Annotated in this window: 21 protein-coding genes and 2 pseudogenes; 15 read left to right on the forward strand and 8 right to left on the reverse strand. The window is 41.8% G+C overall.

The genetic code is table 11. The features are described from left to right. Positions 1-10: 10 nt before the first annotated feature. The 6 genes from ribE to glmS are packed head-to-tail and all read left to right on the forward strand — an operon-like array spanning position 11 to position 5604. Positions 11-481 (forward strand): 6,7-dimethyl-8-ribityllumazine synthase, encoded by a 471-nt coding sequence (gene ribE / locus F991_RS16545; protein ID WP_004673571.1) that lies wholly within the window; start codon positions 11-13, stop codon positions 479-481. A 3-nt stretch (positions 482-484) separates the two neighbouring features. Further along, a complete protein-coding gene (gene nusB / locus F991_RS16550) occupies positions 485-934 on the forward strand; it encodes a transcription antitermination factor NusB (protein ID WP_004673572.1) in 450 nt (149 codons plus the stop codon). Positions 935-949: 15 nt separating this feature from the next. Beyond that, on the forward strand, positions 950-1867 hold the full coding sequence (gene thiL / locus F991_RS16555) for a thiamine-phosphate kinase (protein ID WP_004673573.1): 918 nt from the start codon (positions 950-952) through the stop codon (positions 1865-1867). After that, positions 1845-2366, forward strand: coding sequence for a phosphatidylglycerophosphatase A family protein (locus tag F991_RS16560; RefSeq protein WP_004673574.1), 522 nt, complete (start codon positions 1845-1847; stop codon positions 2364-2366). Before thiL ends, F991_RS16560 begins: the two co-directional genes overlap by 23 nt. Before the next feature lie 22 nt (positions 2367-2388). Then, positions 2389-3753 (forward strand): bifunctional UDP-N-acetylglucosamine diphosphorylase/glucosamine-1-phosphate N-acetyltransferase GlmU, encoded by a 1365-nt coding sequence (glmU, locus tag F991_RS16565; RefSeq protein WP_004673575.1) that lies wholly within the window; start codon positions 2389-2391, stop codon positions 3751-3753. A gap of 12 nt (positions 3754-3765) precedes the next feature. Beyond that, positions 3766-5604 carry a glutamine--fructose-6-phosphate transaminase (isomerizing) gene (gene glmS / locus F991_RS16570; protein ID WP_004673576.1) on the forward strand — a complete coding sequence of 613 codons (1839 nt, stop codon included), beginning with the start codon at positions 3766-3768 and terminating at the stop codon, positions 5602-5604. A 590-nt stretch (positions 5605-6194) separates the two neighbouring features. Here glmS and F991_RS16575 read toward each other — a convergent pair. The 3 genes and pseudogenes from F991_RS16575 to pncA form a co-directional block, all read right to left on the reverse strand. Beyond that, entirely contained in the window at positions 6195-6833 is a 639-nt protein-coding gene (locus F991_RS16575) for a YitT family protein (RefSeq protein ID WP_004673578.1), read from the reverse strand. A 213-nt stretch (positions 6834-7046) separates the two neighbouring features. After that, positions 7047-7510, reverse strand: a pseudogene (locus tag F991_RS16580) (Lrp/AsnC family transcriptional regulator). Between the two features lie 92 nt (positions 7511-7602). Next, complete coding sequence (gene pncA, locus F991_RS16585; protein WP_034595792.1) at positions 7603-8235, reverse strand: bifunctional nicotinamidase/pyrazinamidase; 633 nt, start codon at positions 8233-8235, stop codon at positions 7603-7605. A gap of 294 nt (positions 8236-8529) precedes the next feature. Between pncA and dapA the strand changes: the two genes are divergently transcribed. Genes dapA through purC form a run of 3 tightly spaced genes read left to right on the forward strand, consistent with a single transcriptional unit; the run spans position 8530 to position 10798 of the window. Continuing rightward, positions 8530-9423, forward strand: a complete 894-nt coding sequence (gene dapA, locus F991_RS16590; protein WP_004673591.1) for a 4-hydroxy-tetrahydrodipicolinate synthase — start codon at positions 8530-8532, stop codon at positions 9421-9423. A gap of 15 nt (positions 9424-9438) precedes the next feature. Then, entirely contained in the window at positions 9439-10041 is a 603-nt protein-coding gene (locus F991_RS16595) for a hypothetical protein (protein WP_004673592.1), read from the forward strand. 37 nt (positions 10042-10078) lie between these two features. Then, positions 10079-10798 (forward strand): phosphoribosylaminoimidazolesuccinocarboxamide synthase, encoded by a 720-nt coding sequence (gene purC, locus F991_RS16600; RefSeq protein ID WP_004673595.1) that lies wholly within the window; start codon positions 10079-10081, stop codon positions 10796-10798. Between the two features lie 77 nt (positions 10799-10875). On the opposite strand, the pseudogene yddG reads toward purC, so the two are convergent. The 5 genes and pseudogenes from yddG to F991_RS16625 all read right to left on the reverse strand — a co-directional run bounded on the left by yddG (position 10876) and on the right by F991_RS16625 (position 16081). Next, a pseudogene (gene yddG, locus F991_RS16605) lies at positions 10876-11779 on the reverse strand (aromatic amino acid DMT transporter YddG). Continuing rightward, positions 11779-13059, reverse strand: coding sequence for a replication-associated recombination protein A (locus F991_RS16610; protein ID WP_004673602.1), 1281 nt, complete (start codon positions 13057-13059; stop codon positions 11779-11781). The pseudogene yddG and the gene F991_RS16610 overlap by 1 nt, the downstream one beginning before the upstream one ends. An 83-nt stretch (positions 13060-13142) precedes the next feature. Beyond that, a complete protein-coding gene (ampC, locus tag F991_RS16615; RefSeq protein WP_004673603.1) occupies positions 13143-14330 on the reverse strand; it encodes a class C beta-lactamase in 1188 nt (395 codons plus the stop codon). A gap of 25 nt (positions 14331-14355) precedes the next feature. Continuing rightward, entirely contained in the window at positions 14356-15522 is a 1167-nt protein-coding gene (locus F991_RS16620; protein ID WP_034595794.1) for a PQQ-dependent sugar dehydrogenase, read from the reverse strand. Between the two features lie 106 nt (positions 15523-15628). Then, positions 15629-16081, reverse strand: a complete 453-nt coding sequence (locus F991_RS16625) for a YcgN family cysteine cluster protein (protein WP_004673606.1) — start codon at positions 16079-16081, stop codon at positions 15629-15631. A gap of 187 nt (positions 16082-16268) precedes the next feature. Between F991_RS16625 and F991_RS17340 the strand changes: the two genes are divergently transcribed. The 6 genes from F991_RS17340 to F991_RS16655 all read left to right on the forward strand — a co-directional run bounded on the left by F991_RS17340 (position 16269) and on the right by F991_RS16655 (position 20385). Beyond that, positions 16269-16427 carry a DUF1328 domain-containing protein gene (locus tag F991_RS17340; RefSeq protein WP_004656956.1) on the forward strand — a complete coding sequence of 53 codons (159 nt, stop codon included), beginning with the start codon at positions 16269-16271 and terminating at the stop codon, positions 16425-16427. Between the two features lie 174 nt (positions 16428-16601). Then, positions 16602-17339, forward strand: coding sequence for a dienelactone hydrolase family protein (locus F991_RS16635; RefSeq protein WP_004673609.1), 738 nt, complete (start codon positions 16602-16604; stop codon positions 17337-17339). Between the two features lie 366 nt (positions 17340-17705). Continuing rightward, positions 17706-18755 (forward strand): A/G-specific adenine glycosylase, encoded by a 1050-nt coding sequence (gene mutY, locus F991_RS16640; protein ID WP_004673612.1) that lies wholly within the window; start codon positions 17706-17708, stop codon positions 18753-18755. A gap of 70 nt (positions 18756-18825) precedes the next feature. Beyond that, a complete protein-coding gene (locus tag F991_RS16645) occupies positions 18826-19323 on the forward strand; it encodes a M23 family metallopeptidase (protein WP_171063516.1) in 498 nt (165 codons plus the stop codon). Positions 19324-19332: 9 nt separating this feature from the next. Continuing rightward, the gene (locus tag F991_RS16650) at positions 19333-19578 is read left to right on the forward strand and encodes a hypothetical protein (protein ID WP_004673616.1); all 246 of its coding nucleotides are present in this window, start codon (positions 19333-19335) and stop codon (positions 19576-19578) included. Positions 19579-19830: 252 nt separating this feature from the next. Further along, a complete protein-coding gene (locus tag F991_RS16655) occupies positions 19831-20385 on the forward strand; it encodes a DNA-3-methyladenine glycosylase I (RefSeq protein ID WP_004673618.1) in 555 nt (184 codons plus the stop codon). Positions 20386-20394 lie beyond the last annotated feature (9 nt).

The following is a 20394-nucleotide window of genomic DNA, read 5'->3' on the forward strand; positions in this document are numbered from 1 at the left end:
CGAGGTTGCTATGGCAATTCGCCGAATTGAAGGTTTATTACATCTCGCAAGCGAAGGTCGCTATGCGATCTTAGTGGGTCGTTTCAACAGCTTTGTGGTTGAACATTTACTTGAAGGTGCTATCGACACTTTAAAACGCCATGGCGTTTCAGAAGAAGCCATCACCGTGATTCATGCACCGGGTGCATGGGAACTGCCTATTGTTGCGAAAAAACTCGCTGCATCAAAAAACTTTGATGCGATTATTGCATTAGGTGCGGTGATCCGTGGTAGTACACCACACTTTGACTTCGTTGCAGGTGAATGTGCCAAAGGCTTAGGCGTTGTGGCACTTGAAAGCACAATGCCTGTGATCAATGGTGTCTTGACAACGGACAGCATTGAACAAGCAATTGAACGTTCTGGTACGAAAGCAGGTAATAAAGGTAGCGAAGCTGCACTTACTGCAATCGAAATGGTTAACTTATTAAAGGCAATTTAAAGCATGTCGCAAACACTTCAGGCCGCTTATGCAGCGAAACGCAAAGCACGTCGTTTTGCTGTACAAGGAATTTATGAATGGCAAATGAGTCATAATCCTGTCCATGAAATTGAAGCACGTACTCGTGTCGAAAATGCCATGCATAAAGTTGACCTTAACTATTACCATGAATTGCTCACGCAAGTGGTTGCTCAACATGACGCTTTAGATGAGTTACTTATTCCAGTCCTTGACCGTGAGTTGAAAGCACTGGATGGTGTTGAACTTGCAACGTTACGACTCGGTGCTTACGAACTTCGAGATCACCTCGAAGTTCCGTATCGTGTGGTGCTGGATGAAGCAATTGAATTAGCAAAACACTTTGGTGGTGCTGATAGTCATAAATACATCAATGGTGTATTAGACCGTTTATCATCAAAATTACGTGAAGCTGAAAAACAGCAAGCAAAATAATAGGCTTGATGTTCTATGGCTGAGTTTTCGATCATTGATCAATATTTTAAACGCACATCAAAGCTTGATGTCAGTTTAGGCATCGGTGATGACTCAGCCATTGTTACCCCACCACCCTCACAACAGTTAGTGATCTGTGCAGATACACTTGTTGCGGGTCGGCATTTCCCCTTAGACACCTCAGCCCACGCCATTGGCTGGAAAAGTGTGGCCGTCAACTTATCTGACTTGGCTGCAATGGGTGCAAAACCACATAGTATTTTACTTGCTTTAAGCCTTCCGACGATCGACCATGATTGGTTAGCCGAATTTAGCCGCGGGCTATTTGACTGTTGTGACCAATTTGGGGTTGCATTGATTGGTGGTGATACTACTCAGAGTACGCAACTGACGATCAGTGTGACTGCACTCGGCTGGATTGAACGCGGTCAAGCAATTACTCGATCTGGCGCTCAAGTCGGCGATTATATTTGTGTTAGTGGTCAAATCGGTGATGCTGCATACGGATTACAACATTTAGGTCATCCTCTACAACAACGCCTCGACTATCCAACGCCACGTTGTCATTTAGGACAACAGCTCAAAGGCTTGGCATCCAGCATGATTGATATTTCAGATGGGCTTGCGCAAGACCTTGGTCATATTCTTAAAGCATCCAAGCGCGGTGCCAAATTATTGCTCGATCAGCTACCGATAGATAAATCACTGAAAGCACAAGATATGCGGCAAGCTTGGCATTATGCGCTGGCTGGTGGCGATGATTACGAACTATGCTTTACAATATCACCGCAAAACTATGAGAAACTGTTGCGACAACACTTAGATGTTCCGCTTACAATAATCGGCGAAATTACCCAGCAAACTGGATTGCTATTTAAGTATATGGGCGAGATTTACCCATTGGATGTTCATGGATACCAACACTTTGCATAAACCACCCATTCGCTTCAATCAAATGACTTGGTATAACCGCTGCATCGTTTTCTGTGGTGTTGGCTTTGGTTCCGGTCTCAGTCCTAAAGCACCGGGTACTTTTGGTTCAGCTTTCGCCTTGCTGTTTGCCCCACTTTGGCTATATCTTGGATTATCGGCAAGTATTGTGGTGGTTCTATTGATGTCGCTTATCGGCATTTATATCTGTGGACATACCGCCAAAGTCCTCAATGTACATGATGATGGCCGTATTGTATGGGATGAATTTGCTGGACAATCCATCACCTTACTGCCTTTACTGTATTTACAACAACTAAATTGGCTCTGGGTTCTAGTCGGATTCATCTTGTTCCGCATCTTTGACATTTGGAAACCATTCCCAATCAATTGGGCGGACCAAAAAGTGTCTGGTGGTCTAGGCATCATGCTGGATGACATCATTGCTGGAATTTGGGCAGCGCTTTGTATTTTTATTATTCACTTTTATTTTCTAACTTAAGCTATTGATATTAGAGTTAATCATGTCAACAACAGTTATTATTCTTGCAGCAGGGAAAGGAACGCGCATGCGTTCACAACGACCAAAAGTATTACAACCACTCGCGGGTCGTCCACTGCTCGGTCATGTAGTTCAAACAGCAAAAAAGCTACAGGCTCAAAATATTATTACCATTTATGGACATGGTGGAGAACTGGTCAAACAAAGCTTTGCTGAAGAACAAATTGAATGGGTTGAACAAGCCGAACAACTTGGAACAGGCCATGCCGTTCAAGTGACTTTGCCCGTTTTACCTCAAGATGGCGTTTCTTTGATTCTCTATGGCGATGTGCCTTTGGTTCGTCAAAGCACCCTTGAGCAACTGCTTGAGGCCTCCAGTCAATCTGGCATTGGCATGATCACGCTCAATGTTGAAAATCCAACAGGCTATGGTCGTATCGTTCGCCAAGCAGGAAAGATTCAAGCGATTGTTGAACATAAAGACGCGAATGAAGAACAGCGTCAAATTCAAGAAATTAATACGGGCATTTACTGTGTCAGTAATGCCAAATTACATCAATGGTTACCAAAACTATCCAACAACAATTCACAAGGTGAATATTACCTAACCGATATTGTGGCGATGGCGGTTGCGGATGGTTTAGAAATTGCATCTATTCAACCTGAATTGGCCTTTGAAGTTGAGGGTGTCAATGATCGTTTACAGCTTGCAACCCTAGAGCGCCAATTTCAGCAACAACAAGCCAAAGAGCTGATGCAACAAGGTGTGCATTTGATTGATCCAAGTCGTTTCGATCTGCGTGGTCGCTTAATGTGCGGTCAAGATGTACTGATTGATGTCAATGTCATCATTGAGGGTGATTGTGAACTTGGCGATAACGTCCAGCTCGGTGCAGGATGTATTTTAAAAAATACCCGTATTGCTGCGGGCACCCAAGTTCAAGCATATAGTGTGTTTGAAAATGCGGTTGTTGGTGAAAATGCGCAGATCGGGCCTTTTGCTCGTCTACGCCCCGGTGCAAAATTAGCCAATGAGGTGCATATTGGTAACTTTGTTGAGGTTAAAAACTCGAATATCGGTCAGGGTTCTAAAGCCAATCACTTTACCTATTTAGGTGATGCCGATATCGGTGCGGATTGTAATATCGGCGCTGGCACGATTACCTGTAATTATGATGGTGCAAATAAACATCGAACCATCATTGAAGATCAAGTCTTTATTGGTACCAATAACTCGCTGGTTGCACCAATCAAAATTGGTCAAGGTGCCACCACTGGCGCTGGTTCAACCCTAACCCGAGATGTAGCTGGGCATAGTTTAGCGGTCGAACGATCTAAGCAGTTTGAAAAAGCGAATTATCAACGTCCCCAGAAGTTGAAAAAATAAGAGGATAAAATTATGTGTGGTATTGTTGGTGGCGTTGCTGAACGTTGTGTAACTGATATTCTCATTGAAGGTCTTAAACGTCTCGAATATCGTGGTTACGATTCGGCAGGTTTAGCATTATTAAATAATCAAAAAATCTTACGTGAACGCCGCGTAGGAAAAGTCGCCAATTTAGATGAAGCGGTTTCTGAACAAAAATTAACAGGCAATATCGGAATTGCACACACGCGTTGGGCGACTCACGGCAAACCGACTGAGAACAACGCTCACCCACATGTATCAGGTAATGTTGCAGTGGTTCACAACGGTATTATTGAAAACTACCAAGAACTCAAGGATGCATTACAAGCACAAGGCTATGTGTTTAGCTCTCAGACCGATACTGAAGTGGTTGCGCATCTGGTCAATGATGCACTAAAACAAACGGATAGCCTATTAGAAGCGGTACAAAAGGTTACACCTCAGCTTAAAGGCGCGTATGCGTTGGGTATTATCCACACTGCACATCCAGATGAACTCATCACCGTACGTGAAGGTTCACCGCTTGTCATCGGTGTGGGAATTGGTGAGAATTTTATTAGCTCAGACCAATTGGCATTATTACCTGTCACTAATCGCTTTGTTTATTTAGAGGAAGGTGATATTGCACGTTTAACACGCAGCAGTATTGAGGTTTTTGTTAATGGTGAGGCTGTTGAACGTCCTGTAAAAGAATTGGACGCAACCGTAAGCAATGTATCCAAAGGCGCATATAAACACTTCATGCTAAAAGAGATTTATGAGCAGCCTGAAGCGATGCAGCAGACTATTGCTCAAGCACTGAATGGCAATACCCTACGTGAAGATTTCCTCAGCTACGCCAATGCAGATTTTAGTAAAATTCAACAAGTACAAATCATTGCCTGTGGTACCAGCTACCATGCGGGGATGATCGCAAAATACTGGTTTGAGCAGTTGATTGGGGTATCTTGTCAAATTGAGATTGCTAGCGAATTCCGCTATCGCAATCCTGTCATTGTCGCAAATACCTTATATCTCTGTATCTCTCAATCAGGTGAAACAGCGGATACTTTAGCGGCATTACGTGAAATACAAAAACGTGCGAAAGCGCAAAATATCGACATTAGTACCATGACGATTTGTAACGTTGCGACCTCATCAATGGTTCGTGAAACAGATCATCATTTATTGACGTTGGCAGGTCCTGAAATTGGGGTTGCATCAACCAAAGCCTTCACTACACAGCTTGCGGCATTGATGTTACTGATCCTCAAAGTAGGACAAGTCAAGCAACAGCTTTCTGCGGCACAACTCACTGAAATCATAACGGCATTGTGGCACTGTCCGAAAGTCATTTTAGATACCTTGCAATGTGATACCGAAATTCTACGTTTATCCACACTGTTTGTTGAGAAAAACCACTGCTTATTCTTAGGCCGTGGTACGCATTTCCCAATCGCGCTTGAAGGTGCGTTGAAACTGAAAGAAATTTCATACATCCATGCTGAAGGCTATGCTGCGGGCGAGTTAAAACATGGACCACTGGCGTTAGTGGACAATGAAATGCCAATCGTGATTTTAGCGCCAAAGGATGAAATGCTCGATAAATTAAAATCGAATATGGAAGAAGTACAAGCGCGTGGTGGCGAATTGTTTGTGTTTGCGGATGAAAATAGCGGCATTCAAGGCAAAGATCGTCAACATGTCGTGCATATTCCAACGATCAATGAGTGGTTAGCGCCAATTGTTTACAGTATTCCTGTGCAACTGTTGTCTTACCATGTTGCAGTATTACGTGGGACCGATGTCGATCAACCACGTAATCTCGCCAAGAGCGTTACTGTAGAGTAAATTCATTCGGATATTTCAATTGTTCGTGTATGAGAGTATAAATTACTCTCATACAACAATTAAATTCTGATGATATGAATAATACAAACAAAATATTTACTTATTTAAGCTGGTTAATATTATTCTTTCCTGCTTTTGCAACTTTGTTTTATGATCCCTCATTCTCATATCTAATCTTGTTTTCATGTACCTATCTCTACATAAAAGAAGTTAAAAATAAATCGAATATCACCATTTCCTTTATATGGTTCTTATATGTTTTTTTTATGATATTTCCACCTTATCACATATTCATCAGGCCTATTCTCCATGGAATACCTGTAACTTATCCAATAGAAAATACAATCATGATCATGACTTCCTATATTTTTGATTCCCTTATAAAAAACATTATTTTAGCTGTGCTTTTTGGTCTCTCGTTATTTTTTTTATGTCATGACAAAAAGGCTCCATAAAGAGATTCTTTATGAAGCCTTTTGCTGCTAGACATATCATTACTTCGGTAATTTTATGGATTGAATAAAATCTAGATTCTCATTATAAACATCACTTTAGTTCTTCAACACTAGAGTCAATATGAGAAAGTGTATTCAAGCTACATAACGACTGGTTTTATGATTCAGTAAAATAATCGAATTTAGAATCACCGCACCAAAAATTGAAATCAAAATTAACTTCCAATCCACAAAAAATAATGACACCAACAAGATCATCACATCGATCCCCATCTGCGCCTTTCCTGCTGGAATCTTAAAACGTTCTTGTAAATAAAGAACCAATAGATTGATTCCACCCAAGCTTGAGCGATGGCGAAACAAAATCAAAAAACTCACGCCCATCAACACATTAGCAAAAACAGTCGCATAAATCGGATGCACCGTTGAGAGCTGAACAAAATGAGGAATGGTTTCAGTAAAACCTGCCAATAACGCCACGGCAATAAAGGTCTTGAGCACCAAGGCAAGCCCCATTTTCTTATAAGCAAAATAATAAAATGGAATATTGATCAGAAAGAATAGAATACCAAACTGAATGTCGGTAATGTAATGAATCAACAAAGATAAGCCCGCAGTTCCACCCGTCATAATCCCAGCTTGTTTCAATAGCACCATGGCAAAAGATAAGATAAATGTTCCAATCAACATCGCCAATGCATCTTCAATCTTTGAGTGTTGTTCGATCACAGGCGTGACAGGACTTATCAAAGATACATTTTGATCGGTATTCATAACGGTACAACTCAACAGGAGAACAACAAAGGGAGAGAGATCTTTCAAGGAAAGACATGGCATATTTGATCATTTTTATTATTTTTTCGCAATTTATTCTTATGTTTTCGTCATAAATGCAATTTATATTCAGAATAATGATTTTAGCATGTACTGCCCTATCTTAATGCAAAAGACTGTTTTGTACTGATTTCATGTCATTGCCTGCTCTTTTTATTTCATTGCAATCCCATTCTCTTTAAGTTTTTCCAAGACAATTGACGTATTTAAGTTACTGACACCAAAATCACTCGACGATAAAATCCCAATCAGCTTGACCATTTCATCTAAGTTTCTAACCGCGACCTTGAGGGCAAAATCATAGCTCCCCGTCAACTTATGAATATCTTTGACCGCAGGCTCATGTAAAAGAAAGTCAACAAAGCGATCATGGGTTGCATCATTATAATTCTGCAACTTTACTTCAATAATACCCATGATTGGGGTTGGATCAGCGCATAAAGCAACCTGAGCATAATAGCCTGTGATTATTTTTTCTGCTCAAGATAAATTCGACGACGTGAACATTGTGAAGTCGACAACCCAACTAATTCAGCTAATTCTTGATTGGCCAAACGACCATTTAATTGTAAATGATGAATAATTTTCTGGTCAAAATCATCAAGTTCTTCGATCATGAAACTCTCAGTTATCCTGTTACATCGCCATATACACGATGAAAATGCATCGTGAGGAGCAGTTTAACGTTTTTAGCGCAAGTCTCACAAGCTCATGGCAAAATCGCAGAGGATTGAATCCGTTGAATGCCCTGCGCTAGCATCGCTTGCCAAGCCTGTTGCAATGAACCATTCAAGTCTATTGCTTTACATGCATCTTCAACCACATAGGTTTTAAAACCAAAATCTACCGCATCTAAAGCCGTCCACGCCACACAAAAATCCGTAGCAATCCCCACAATATAAACCGTGTCAATTTGATGCTCTTTTAAGTAGCCATTTAATCCTGTCGGTGTCTTGCGATCGGCTTCCATAAAGGCTGAATAACTATCAATGTCCTGATGACATCCTTTACGAATAATAAGTTGAGCCGTTGGTATATTTAGCTCAGGATGGAATGCCGCATCATGCGAACCTTGTACACAATGTTTAGGCCACAACACTTGCGTTCCATAAGCCAACTCAATGGTTTCAAATGGCATTCTATTAGAGTGATTTTCTGCAAACGAAATATGCTGCTCAGGATGCCAGTCTTGAGTCAGCACCACATGTTCAAAGCTTAGAGCGAGTTGGTTAATCAATGGAATAATCTGATCAGCATCGGCAACTGCTAAGTTTCCACCAGGCGTAAATCCATTTTGTACATCCACCACGATAAGTGCAGTATGTTTCAATTGTACTTGCATTTGATCATCCCACATTCCAACTAAAGCTTCCTTTTGTACCATACGCTGCTCTCAAGCATCTGACTACAACTCTGATTATTTTATAAGATGAAAATCATTCAAGCCAAAGATGAATTAAAGTTTCTTACAGTTTAACGAAAGCGTATTGTTCTTATGTCTCCGATCAGTCATAATTTGCATAATTGTCATTCAACGTGGCTTAATTGTTGAACGACCAATCAAAATACTGCATCCATCCAATATTTCGTTTTAATTACTTCAATCTCGGATGGGAAAATAGGATATTTTTTTAAAATGACTCAGCTAGCACAAAATATACAAGGCTCAATTGTCGCAATCGTTACCCCAATGTTTGAACATGGTGGTGTAGATTGGAAGAGCCTTGAGAAGCTTGTTGAGTGGCATATCCAACAAGGCACACATAGTATTGTTGCTGTTGGAACAACAGGCGAAGCGTCTACATTAAGCATGGAAGAACACACGCAAGTCATCAAAGAAGTGGTTCGTGTTGCCAATAAACGTATTCCAATTATCGCAGGCACAGGTGCAAATTCGACTCGTGAAGCGATTGAACTCACTAAAGCTGCAAAAGAACTCGGTGCAGATGCCGCACTGTTGGTGACGCCATATTATAATAAACCGACCCAAGAAGGCTTATATCAACACTACAAAGCAATTGCTGAAGCTGCTGATATTCCACAAATTCTTTATAATGTTCCAGGCCGTACTGGGGTAGATTTGCAAAATGAGACCGTGATTCGTCTTGCAGATGTTCCAAACATTGTCGGAATCAAAGATGCCACAGGTGACCTCCCACGTGGACAAGCGCTGATTGAAGGTTTAAATGGTAAAATGGCCGTCTATTCAGGTGATGATGAAACTGCTTGGGAACTGATTTTACTCGGTGCTAAAGGCAATATTTCTGTTACTGCGAATGTAGCACCTAAACAAATGAGCGATGTTTGTGAAGCGGCATTGACTGGCGATAAAGCAAAAGCACAAAGTTTGAATCAACAAATTGCAAATCTACACAATATTTTGTTTTGCGAATCAAACCCAATTCCTGTGAAATGGGCTTTGCATGAGATGGGATATATGAGCACAGGTATTCGCCTACCATTGACCCCGCTTGCAGAACAATATCGTGAACCTCTCCGCACAGATTTAAAAGCTGCGGGAATTATTTAATACGAGCAATTTATGATGCAATTACGTGTTGGTGTTGTCCTAGTCATTTCAGCGTTAAGTTTAGCTGGTTGTGGCCGTTTTGCCCTCAATAATCATTCTTTGGATTATAAGAAGGCAGAAGCACTTGAACCACTTAAATTCCCTGAGGGCGCAACGGTTAGACCATTTACACCTTTGTATCCTGCTCCAACAGTTGATCCACTGGCAATCGAACATGCACCAACGTTTGAAAACAAAACTGGCAACCGTTATGCACTTCCTCGTCCAGATGGTATCCAAATACAAGCGAGTAATACCGAAGAGAGTATGACCGCGCTTGGTCGTCCTCAGTTAGTGATGGATGGAAATAGAAACCCATTACTGAAAGTTGAAGGCCCAACCGCCGCAGCGTGGCAATATACCTTTGCAACGTTAAATAGCTTGAACTACAAAGTGATTTCACAATCAAATAATGGTTATGAAGCCACGATTCAAGTCAATGAACAAAGCTATTTATTGAAGCTTTCTGCGGTTGGCTCAAACAATACCGTTGCCCTTTTCAAACTTGACACAACCTTTGCAGAGCAAGCCATTGCAACAGAAGTGTTAACCCAGATTTACCAAAATTGGCCAGCCTAGTCGTTTATTAGGCATATTTTTTCAAAAAGGTTCCCCCATGTTAAAACAAACCTTGCTCTATACTGGTAAAGCAAAATCTGTATATGAAACAGACAATGCCGACCACCTGATTTTAGTCTTTCGCGATGATGCTTCTGCGTTCAATGGCGAAAAAATCGAGCAATTAGATCGTAAAGGCAAGGTCAACAACCGTTTTAACGCCTTCATCATGGAAAAATTGGCTGAAGCGGGTATCGAAACACATTTTGAGAAGTTACTTTCACCAACAGAAGTACTGGTGAAAAAACTTGAGATGATCCCTGTTGAGTGCGTGATTCGTAACTACGCTGCTGGTTCATTGTGCCGTCGCTTAGGTGTTGAAGAAGGCAAAGTATTAACACCACCAACTTTTGAATTGTTCTTCAAAGATGATGCGCTTGGCGATCCAATGGTCAACGAATCTCAAGCGATTGCGTTAGGTTGGGCGACTGCTGAACAACTTGAAAAAATGAAAGAACTCACCTACCAAGTCAATGATGTGCTTAAAGCATTATTTGATGCGGGTAATATGATTCTGGTTGATTTCAAACTTGAATTTGGTGTATTCCATGACCGTATCGTACTTGGCGATGAATTCTCTCCAGATGGTTGCCGTTTGTGGGATAAAGACACCAAGAAAAAATTAGATAAAGACCGTTTCCGCCAAGGTTTAGGTGGTGTGGTTGAAGCATATGAAGAAGTGGCGACGCGTTTAGGCATTAACTTAGATGATCTTTAAGCCATTCTGAAATGCTAAAAAACCAGCTTCGGCTGGTTTTTTTATGGCTGTTAGAACATATCAGGATGATGTTTTATTTATACATCTTCAGCTTGCGAATGTTGTGCCCTTGTCGACATCCAACATAAGATCGAACCCAAACACACCATAAAAGCACCATACCAAAAAGATAAGCTCAATGGGGTATTTAACAGGATCGCGGCAAAAAATGCAGAAAATACTGGAATAAAATAAGAAGCCCCAGCCAACAACGTGACATTGCCATGCAAAATGCCAATATTCCATGCCGCATAACCAAAGCCCATAGCTGCGGCTGCAATCAGCAAAATAATTGAAGCTTGCCATTCAAACTGGAACGCACCGCCCCCCCATGAGTAGATATTTAATCCAGAGCACAATCGCAACCAGAATAAAAAATAGGGTGATACCATTACTGCCATTGGCAATTCTTGCAGTCAGTGTGCAATAGGCTGCCCACAAAAGCGTTCCAATAAATGCCAACCCATAACTCAGTGGATTGTTTTGAATATTCTGCCACATGCCTATTACATCAAAGCCTTGCTCACCGCCTAAGACCCAACAAATGCCTAATAGTGAGATGATAAAGCCAGGAATGATCAAAAAATTGGCTTTTTGTTGATTAAACAAAATGGCGGCCACCATGGTAAACGTGGGCCATAGATAATTTACCATTCCCACTTCAATCGCTTCTCGATTGGTGTTGCTATAACCAATCGAAAGCGATAGACAAATTTCGTAGGCCACAAATAAAACACTACCCCAAATTAAATATGTTCTAGGGAATGTTCTGAGGCTGCGCCAGCCAACCGAGAAAAATAGAAAGATTGAAGCGAGCGTATAGATCAGTGCTGCACCACCCACTGCGCCAAAATGACTACTAACATCCTTGATCAAAGCAACGATCAAGCTCCATAAGAAGATCGCAAGCAATCCAATGAGTGTGGCTTTTTTGGGGTTCATTACTGTTGCTGTTGTTCTTGCTGCCAACGACGTTGTTGTAAACGTTCGGCCTCAACCTCACGTTTATTTCGCGCTGATTCATACAACTTTGTACCTTTCAACTCTGGCGGCAAGTATTCCTGCAACACAAAATGTTCTGGGAAGTCATGCGGATAATGATAATCCACACCATAACCCTGTTGTTTCATCAACTTGGTTGGTGCATTACGCAAATGTAATGGCACTGGTAGATTTGCAGTCTTTTCAGCCAATTCTAATGCACGATTAATCGCTAAATAAGTACTGTTACTTTTCGGGCTGGTGGCTAAATAAACGGCGGTCTGTCCTAAAATAATACGCGCTTCTGGCATGCCCACCGCTTGTACTGAACGGAAGCATTCACCTGCCAGTAATAATGCATTCGGATTGGAGTTGCCAATATCTTCCGAGGCAGCGATTAACATCCGACGCGCGATAAAAACAGGATCTTCGCCGCCTTTAAGCATGCGTGCCATCCAGTACAACGTTGCATCTGGATCACTACCACGAATAGACTTAATAAATGCCGAAACCACATCGTAATGTTGCTCACCCGATTTGTCATAACGCGCAATATTTTGCTGCGCTACTTTAATCACAATGGCGTCAGTGACGATATTTTCGATATCAGCCTCAAATGTGCTGGCGATCAAATCAATCAGGTTCAATGCTTTACGAGCATCGCCCGCAGCAAATTGAGTCAGCGCATCGTATTCTTCAATTTGAATAAAACGTTCTTTTAAGAATTGATCGCTTTGAATGGCTTTGTTCAGCAGTGTTTGAATTGCATCCGCGTCCAGACTATTGAGGGTATAGACCTGACAGCGTGATAAAAGTGCACTGTTGACCTCAAAAGAGGGGTTTTCAGTGGTTGCACCAATTAAAGTGATTTTGCCTTTCTCAACGGCATTGAGTAAGGCATCTTGTTGCGATTTATTGAAACGATGAATCTCATCAATAAAGACTACAGGTGTCAGGTTAAGTAGATCACCACTTTCCGCAATCACTTCACGTAGCTCTTTCACGCCTGTATTGAGCGCAGATAAGCTGATAAAAGGGCGATCTACCGCTTGCGCCAATAATAATGCGATCGTGGTTTTCCCCACGCCGGGTGGCCCCCAGAAGATAATCGAAGGTAGATGCCCCTGATCAATCATTTGACGTAACGGTGCATTTTCACCGAGCAAATGATCTTGTCCAATAATTTCGGACAAGTCACGAGGACGTAAACGTTCAGGTAGAGGAATATGCGTATCGGACATTATCAATGGCTTTATGCTGTTTTACCGTAGTCTATTGTGTCTGACTCAAATCTACAATTTGAATCTGCGATCAACTGATCATTCTATCGAACTTGTTGCAGTTGAAGGAGCTGTTCGATGCTTCGATAGCTCGCTTTAATGCGTTCTTCATTTGGGAAATTGGTGTTGGCGAGCATCACAATCCCAATTTTTTGTTGCGGAATAAACGCAGCGTATGCACCAAAACCATTGGTCGCACCTGTTTTATTAAAGAACGTTGCTGGTGAAGCAATCTTCGGCTGTTTGATTGGGGTAACAGCATGGCTTTCCAATGCCATTTTGCTGGAATTCCCATCCAACAAGGTCTCTAGTTTGACAGGATAGGCATACTGTTCCCAGCCTAAGCCTTGAGTCATTGAGCCAACTTTAAAATAACCAACATGGGTATTTTCAATGGCTTTACGGATGGGCTGTTGCAACTGTTGCACATTGATCTGTGTATCCAGAAATTTTAGCATATCCGAACTACTACTTTTCACGCCATAGGCTTCTGCATCCAGCATCCCCGCAGAAACACGCATGGCTTGATCGGCTTTATATCCCCATGCGTACTTCGACATGTGCTGTTCTGGTACATTGATAAAGCTTTGTGTCATTCCCAATTGAGGAAAAAGCGTTTTCTCAACCAATTCTGCATACGGTTTTTTCATCGCCAAAGCCGTAACATAGCCCATCAAACCAATACTCGGATTGGAATATTGCCGTGTCGTCCCTACTTTGCTTTTCGGCTGCCATGTTTGGTAATACTTCAACATATCCTGCTGTTTCACGACCGAATCAGGAAACTGGAGTGGGAAGTCACCAGCACTGTAAGTGCCAAGGTCGAGGATGGTGGCGCGGTTGACGGCGGTATTTTTTAGTGCAGGAAAATACTTGGCAGGATGGTCAGAGAAAGATAAGCGCCCTTGCGCCTGAGCATAGCCTGCCAAGGTTGCATTAAAGGTTTTACTGACTGAACCCAATTCAAACAAAGTATCGCTGCTAACGGCTTGCTTACTTTGTTTGGAAGCCACACCATAATTGATGAAATAGTGTTGACCATTCAAAGTCACTGCAACGGCCATACCCGGAATTTTATATTGTTCTAACAATGGTTTAAATTGTTGATCAAGCACCTGTTTGACCTGTTGCTCACTCAACTGTTGCGCCCAAAGAGGTAAACTGCAAGATAAGAGTCCTGTGAGTACAAGAACTTTTTTTGCAGATAGAGAGCAAGGTTTTGACTTTAACATTGATTACTTCACTTTAAGTTAAAATTTAATTGGAATTGAGTTTGAGTAATTTGGCTTGAGGACCATCCTCTATCACCCAAATCGAGCCATCCTGAGCTTGTTGCAAGCCCCGAATTCGTTGTTTCATATCCAGTCGCTGAACTTCTTTTACAGGTCGAGTATTTAAATCCACCACCACAATGGCTTTAGAGGACAAACCACCGATTAGGGCCTTTTGCTGCCATAAAGGAAATTCTTTGCCTGTATAAATGATCATACTTGAAGGTGAAATAACAGGTGTCCAATCAATTTCAGGTGCTTTAAATTCTGGGCGAGTTTGATGATCTGGAATCTTCAAACCTGAATAGTGGTCTCCATTCGAGACAATTGGATAACCGTAATTTTCACCCTTAACAATGAGGTTCAGTTCATCGCCGCCTTCAGGGCCCATTTCGACCACCCAGAGCTGTTGTTTCGCATCAAATGCCATGCCGAGTGGATTACGGTGCCCAAGGGACCATATTTCCGCAGTCACGCCACCTTGTTGGCTAAATGGATTATCTGCCACCGCTGTTCCATCATCATTCAATCGTAAAACTTTCCCCAGATTACTTTTCATATCCTGCGCTGGATCAAATTTTTGTCGTTCTCCTGAACTGACCCACAACTTGCCATCAGAACCAAATAGCATGCGATGACCATAATGTCCCTGTCCTGAGACTTTAGGCACTTGTTGCCATATTGTTTTTACATCCGTAAGTTTCGGTTGTGCTGGATTTGATAAATCAAGTTTCGCTCGTGAAATCACAGCGCCATAGCCACCTTGCCCTTTGGTCGCGTAACTCAAATAGATCCAATGGTTTTGTTGAAATTTCGGATGTAAAACAACATCACCTAAACCACCCTGACCACCATAACTCACCGTCGGAACACCTTGCACATCCAGACTTTGCTTAGTTTTCGGGTCAAATATTTTTAATTTTCCTTTGCGTTCAGTAAGCAATATGCGTTGGTCAGGTAAAATAGTCATAGCCCACGGTTCATTGAATTGAGCAATGGTTTCTACATGATAAGATTGTTGTTGGGTTGCTGTTTTTGAGCTCTGCTGTGCAGCATTCGGTTCTGGCGTTTTAGAGTTGGTATTATTTGCACCACAAGCTTGTAAAACTATAAAACCACCACATAAAAGTGGGGTTGCGATTCGCTTCATCATCATTTTTATCTCTCCCTCTTATTTGTTCTAATAGTACGGGGATTGACGAATAAAACTGCTGTAAAAGTGTTGTTTTTATTTATAAAGAATCCATTTGCAATCCAGATCAACGCACCCAACGAACAATATAGTCTTCGATCTGTTCTTCATTGACATCACTTTCTGAAATACATCGTCCTGCTGCCGATTTCTTGGCCCGAATAACGCTATGTCGTGAACCGGTATTTAGATAATGCCATGAAGGTAGGTTTTTCCCTTCGCTTAAACGACGATAAGCACAACTTGGTGGTAACCATGTGATGGTCTGCAATTGTTCAAGCGTGAGCTGAATACAGTCAGGAACATGCTGCTGACGCTGTGCATAATCAGAACAACTGGCTGTTGTACAGTCCAATAACTTGCACGCCACTTTGGTATAAGCAACCTCAGCCGTTTCCTCATCTTCAAGCTTAATCAAACAACATAAACCACAGCCATCGCACAATGCTTCCCACTCAGCATGCGTGAGCTGATCAAGTGTGTATTGTTTCCAAAAATTTGCACGAAGTTCGATGGACATACCAAGGCTTTCAGTTTAAGCGAGCTTTTTATTATAGCATTCATCCATCATTAACTTGGTTTTCAAACAGATTATCCGATTAACATTTCTTAATCTATTCAACATTTCAACCACAGAAACACCACATTTAGCCCAAAAAACACACGCTATAGTGGAAACATAACGATAAATTAGGAGGAAACACATTATGTTCCGTTGGGCCATTATTTTTGCAGTAATCGCACTGATCGCCAGTTTATTAGGTTTCGGTGGTGTTGCGGGCTTATCAAAAGATTTTGCAGTTATTTTACTAGTCGTTGCTGTTATTTTGGCAATCGTTGGTTTCTTATCTAGAGGTAAAGTCTAGATATTTATTAACAATGAATAAAAAAGAAGAATCTCGGTATTCTTCTTTTTTTATGCTTCATCATTTTCCTCTTAGTAATCCAAGACCTCAAAATTTGTACATTGGCGAGGTCTTCAATTTTCCGATTTTATGCTTTAATCGATACATTCTAAAAATACAGATTAGGATTTAAAAATGAGCTTCCCGATTACCACACGTGAAATTGAATACACTGCTGCCGATGGTCAACGTTTGATTGGTTATTTTGCCACACCAAATACTGATACGCCTGTGGCTGGTGTCATTGTGGCACCTGAATGGTGGGGCCGTAATGAATATACTGAGCAACGTGCCCGTGAGCTTGCTGAGCATGGTTACGCGGCTTTAGCGATCGATATGTATGGTGATAAAAAAGTCACAACTGCTGTTCCTCAAGCATCTGAATGGATGAATCAGACTTTTGAACATGCCGATACCATTGTCAGTCGTGCGCAAGCGGGTTTAGCAACATTAGCAGCTCAACCTGAGGTTAATGCTGAGAAACTGGCGGCTATTGGTTTCTGTTATGGCGGTAAGGTTGTGCTTGATTTAGCGCGTTCGGGTGCAGATGTAAAAGCAGTCGCAACCTTCCATGCGGTACTCAGTCCTAAAGCGCCAGCACAGAAAGATCAAGTGAAAGCTGAGATATTAGTGCTGCATGGTGAACTCGATAGCATGGTGACTTTAGATGACGTGGCAAGTTTCCGTCAGGAAATGCACGATGCTCACGTAGATCATGAGGTGATCATCTTTGAAGATGCTAAACATGGTTTCAGTAATCCACTTGCTGATGAACGTGCCAAAGCCAACAATGTTGATTTGGGCTATAACGCTGAAGCAGAGCGTCAAGGTCTTGAAGCGATGTATGAGTTGCTGGATAAACATTTAAAATAATCGGTAAATAATTGGCTAGATGATTTTTCAAAACTTAAATCCTAGTTAACATCATCTTGATATCTAAACCCTCGATAACATTTTCTCGTGCAAAGGCGGCATGAATGCCGCCTATTGGAATGCCTTGCGCTGCTTTCAAAGGGTTGCTTTAAAATTGCTCAGGATGCAATGTCAGTCCAACAAAGGATTTTTGCTTACTTTTCATCCTTGAAAAGTAAGGCGAGCCGCAGGCTGATGAAAAAGTTACATGCCGCCTACCCACAAGTAATTGTTTCGGCTTAGATCAGCAAATGTTTAAGAGAATTTAAATTAGAACGTCGTTCTATTTCCGCTATACTATCCTTCTGCTTTTTAATGTTCTGATTCATGCCTGATTTCTCATTTGCCGATGCACTGCTGACTTGGTACGATCAACACGGTCGCCATGATTTACCTTGGCAAGTTGCGGATGATCCCTACAAAGTTTGGGTATCAGAAATCATGCTACAACAGACCCAAGTCAAAACCGTTCTACAATATTTCGATCGCTTTATTGAGCGCTTCCCAACCGTAGATACCCTTGGTCAAGCCAGTTGGGATGATGTTGCTCCGTACTGGGCAGGATTAGGTTATTACGCCCGTGCGCGTAACCTACACAAAGCCGCAGCGATCGTCAGTCAACAAGGTAAATTCCCTGAAACCTTAGAACAATGGATCGAACTCCCTGGTATCGGTCCGTCTACCGCAGGTGCGCTGATGTCACTCGGATTACGCCAATATGGCGTAATTATGGATGGCAATGTAAAACGCGTTTTAGCACGGTTCTTTGCAATCGAAGATGATTTGTCTAAGCCAGTGCATGAGCGTGCTTTATGGAACATTGCAAAGCAGCTATGTCCGCAGCAACGCAACCACGACTATACCCAAGCGATTATGGATTTGGGTGCAACCGTTTGCACACCGAAGAAACCATTGTGTTTATATTGCCCAATGCAACAACATTGCCAAGCCTATCAACAAGGCTTAGAACAACAGCTTCCTTTTAAAAAAGCCAAAAAGCCTATCCCTGTCAAAACGGCTGATGTGCTGCTGATCCAATCAGGTGATGAATGGTTATGGCAGCAACGTGAATCCCACGGTTTATGGGGTGGCTTATATTGCTTACCCATTATTGAGCAAGCAACCGAATTACAACAGATTGAGCGACACTTCAAACTTCAAGCTCAAGTATCATCTGTACAAATAAGCCATAGTTTCACTCACTTTACTTGGCTATTGCATGAAAAACTGTTCCACGTGGAACATGATCAAAAGGAACAACTCAGTATCGAACTCGGTGGTATCTGGTTAAACCCTGCCGCTGCGATTGCCAAAGGTGTTCCTACAGCCATGAAAAAATTGATTACTGCGAAACCAAAGGCAGAAGACATTAAGTAAATGATGATCTGTCCAATGACAAGGAGTTGATGTGCATCATCCAATCCGCTATACGGTTCTTGGTGTATTCATGGTGTTTCTTTCAGCGTGTAGCACTACCCCAAAAAAACCAACACCATTGCCAAGTGCGCAACTGAACAAACTTCAAACAATGCGTTTAGACAGTCGCTTGCCCATCCCTGTTAAAGGAGTAAGCCGTAGTGAATTACGAGATACTTGGGGTGCTGCGCGTAGCCAAGGTCGTAGCCATGAAGGCATTGATATCATGGCAGAGCGTGGTACGAAAGTGTATAGTGCAACCGATGGGCTGGTCGCTGATTTACGCAATAATAATCTCGGTGGCAAAGTCATTTGGATCCGTGGACCAGCAGGCTCATGGCATTATTACGCACATTTAAATGGGCATAAACGTGGTCTCAATGTTGGCGATTATGTCCGTAAAGGTGACTTTATTGGCTATGTCGGCAACACGGGCAATGCACGCCACACTGCCCCACATTTGCACTATGGCATTTATTTAAATGGCAAAGGACGTGGTGCAGTCAATCCATACCCTTATTTACGTTAGGAACACGCAATGTCAGAAGTATTAATCGAACGGCTGGTTGAATTTGCAGAGTCTGGAAATCAGCAAAAAATCATCATCAATGGAACCAGTTATCAAGGCTGGATCATGGAAATCACTGAAGATGCATTATTGATTAGTACGGGCTTTGCAGATAAAACAGGCAAAGACTTTTGGCTTAAATTTGCGGATTTAGACAGCGCTGAATTGTATTATTGGGATACACATGCTGATGAATGGCTGGTATTTAAAATTTAATTAAATCGATTAAAACCGAGCAGCGAACAATGATTATAGAGATGGCATGGATGCTACATCTCACCCTGAAAAACTTGCGAAGCTTTGACTACTTTTCAGATCATGTCTGAACAAAATTAAAATATATTTCAACTAAAGTGCATGATCATGTGGGCTGATGATAGAATCCAATAATGATTCAACAAGACATCACAAAGATTCTTAAAAAAAACCCATCAAAAACGAATTTCATAAAAAATAAGGAGTGGTTTCATGTCCCCTCAACGCTGTGGTTGGTGCTCTAACGATCCACTCTATATCGCTTACCATGATGAAGAATGGGGCAAAGCTGAGCATGATGAAGCCCGCTTATTTGAGATGCTCTGTCTCGAAGGACAACAAGCAGGCTTATCATGGATTACCGTACTGAAAAAACGTGAAAACTATCGCTCACATTTTTTCCAATTTCCGATTACAGAAATCGCCGCACTGACAGATGATCAACTTGAAAACAAACTCAGCGATGCTGGTTTAATTCGTCATTTGGGCAAACTCAAAGCGATCCGAGACAATGCCATTGCTTGGCTCAAGCTCAAAGATGAAGTTGATGATGTCGCATCTTGGCTATGGAGCTTTGTTGATCAGCAGATCTTAGAGAATGATGTTGCGAATTATCGTGAAGCCCCTGCGCAAACTGAGATCAGTCAAACACTTTCCAAGACACTGAAAAAACGTGGTTTTAAGTTTGTAGGCCCAACCACCTGCTATGCCTTTATGCAAGCTGTAGGTATGGTCAATGACCACGAAAATGACTGCCATTTTAAATAGTTTCTTTCA

Source organism: Acinetobacter sp. CIP-A165, assembly GCF_000367985.1.
GTDB lineage: Bacteria > Pseudomonadota > Gammaproteobacteria > Pseudomonadales > Moraxellaceae > Acinetobacter.

Coding starts and splice junctions, on each gene's coding strand:
- ribE (WP_004673571.1), top strand. CDS start 11: ATGGCAATTCGCCGAATTGAAGGTTTATTACATCTCGCAAGCGAAGGT.
- nusB (WP_004673572.1), top strand. CDS start 485: ATGTCGCAAACACTTCAGGCCGCTTATGCAGCGAAACGCAAAGCACGT.
- thiL (WP_004673573.1), top strand. CDS start 950: ATGGCTGAGTTTTCGATCATTGATCAATATTTTAAACGCACATCAAAG.
- F991_RS16560 (WP_004673574.1), top strand. CDS start 1,845: ATGGATACCAACACTTTGCATAAACCACCCATTCGCTTCAATCAAATG.
- glmU (WP_004673575.1), top strand. CDS start 2,389: ATGTCAACAACAGTTATTATTCTTGCAGCAGGGAAAGGAACGCGCATG.
- glmS (WP_004673576.1), top strand. CDS start 3,766: ATGTGTGGTATTGTTGGTGGCGTTGCTGAACGTTGTGTAACTGATATT.
- F991_RS16575 (WP_004673578.1), bottom strand. CDS start 6,833: ATGAATACCGATCAAAATGTATCTTTGATAAGTCCTGTCACGCCTGTG.
- pncA (WP_034595792.1), bottom strand. CDS start 8,235: ATGCAAGTACAATTGAAACATACTGCACTTATCGTGGTGGATGTACAA.
- dapA (WP_004673591.1), top strand. CDS start 8,530: ATGACTCAGCTAGCACAAAATATACAAGGCTCAATTGTCGCAATCGTT.
- F991_RS16595 (WP_004673592.1), top strand. CDS start 9,439: ATGCAATTACGTGTTGGTGTTGTCCTAGTCATTTCAGCGTTAAGTTTA.
- purC (WP_004673595.1), top strand. CDS start 10,079: ATGTTAAAACAAACCTTGCTCTATACTGGTAAAGCAAAATCTGTATAT.
- F991_RS16610 (WP_004673602.1), bottom strand. CDS start 13,059: ATGTCCGATACGCATATTCCTCTACCTGAACGTTTACGTCCTCGTGAC.
- ampC (WP_004673603.1), bottom strand. CDS start 14,330: ATGTTAAAGTCAAAACCTTGCTCTCTATCTGCAAAAAAAGTTCTTGTA.
- F991_RS16620 (WP_034595794.1), bottom strand. CDS start 15,522: ATGATGAAGCGAATCGCAACCCCACTTTTATGTGGTGGTTTTATAGTT.
- F991_RS16625 (WP_004673606.1), bottom strand. CDS start 16,081: ATGTCCATCGAACTTCGTGCAAATTTTTGGAAACAATACACACTTGAT.
- F991_RS17340 (WP_004656956.1), top strand. CDS start 16,269: ATGTTCCGTTGGGCCATTATTTTTGCAGTAATCGCACTGATCGCCAGT.
- F991_RS16635 (WP_004673609.1), top strand. CDS start 16,602: ATGAGCTTCCCGATTACCACACGTGAAATTGAATACACTGCTGCCGAT.
- mutY (WP_004673612.1), top strand. CDS start 17,706: ATGCCTGATTTCTCATTTGCCGATGCACTGCTGACTTGGTACGATCAA.
- F991_RS16645 (WP_171063516.1), top strand. CDS start 18,826: ATGGTGTTTCTTTCAGCGTGTAGCACTACCCCAAAAAAACCAACACCA.
- F991_RS16650 (WP_004673616.1), top strand. CDS start 19,333: ATGTCAGAAGTATTAATCGAACGGCTGGTTGAATTTGCAGAGTCTGGA.
- F991_RS16655 (WP_004673618.1), top strand. CDS start 19,831: ATGTCCCCTCAACGCTGTGGTTGGTGCTCTAACGATCCACTCTATATC.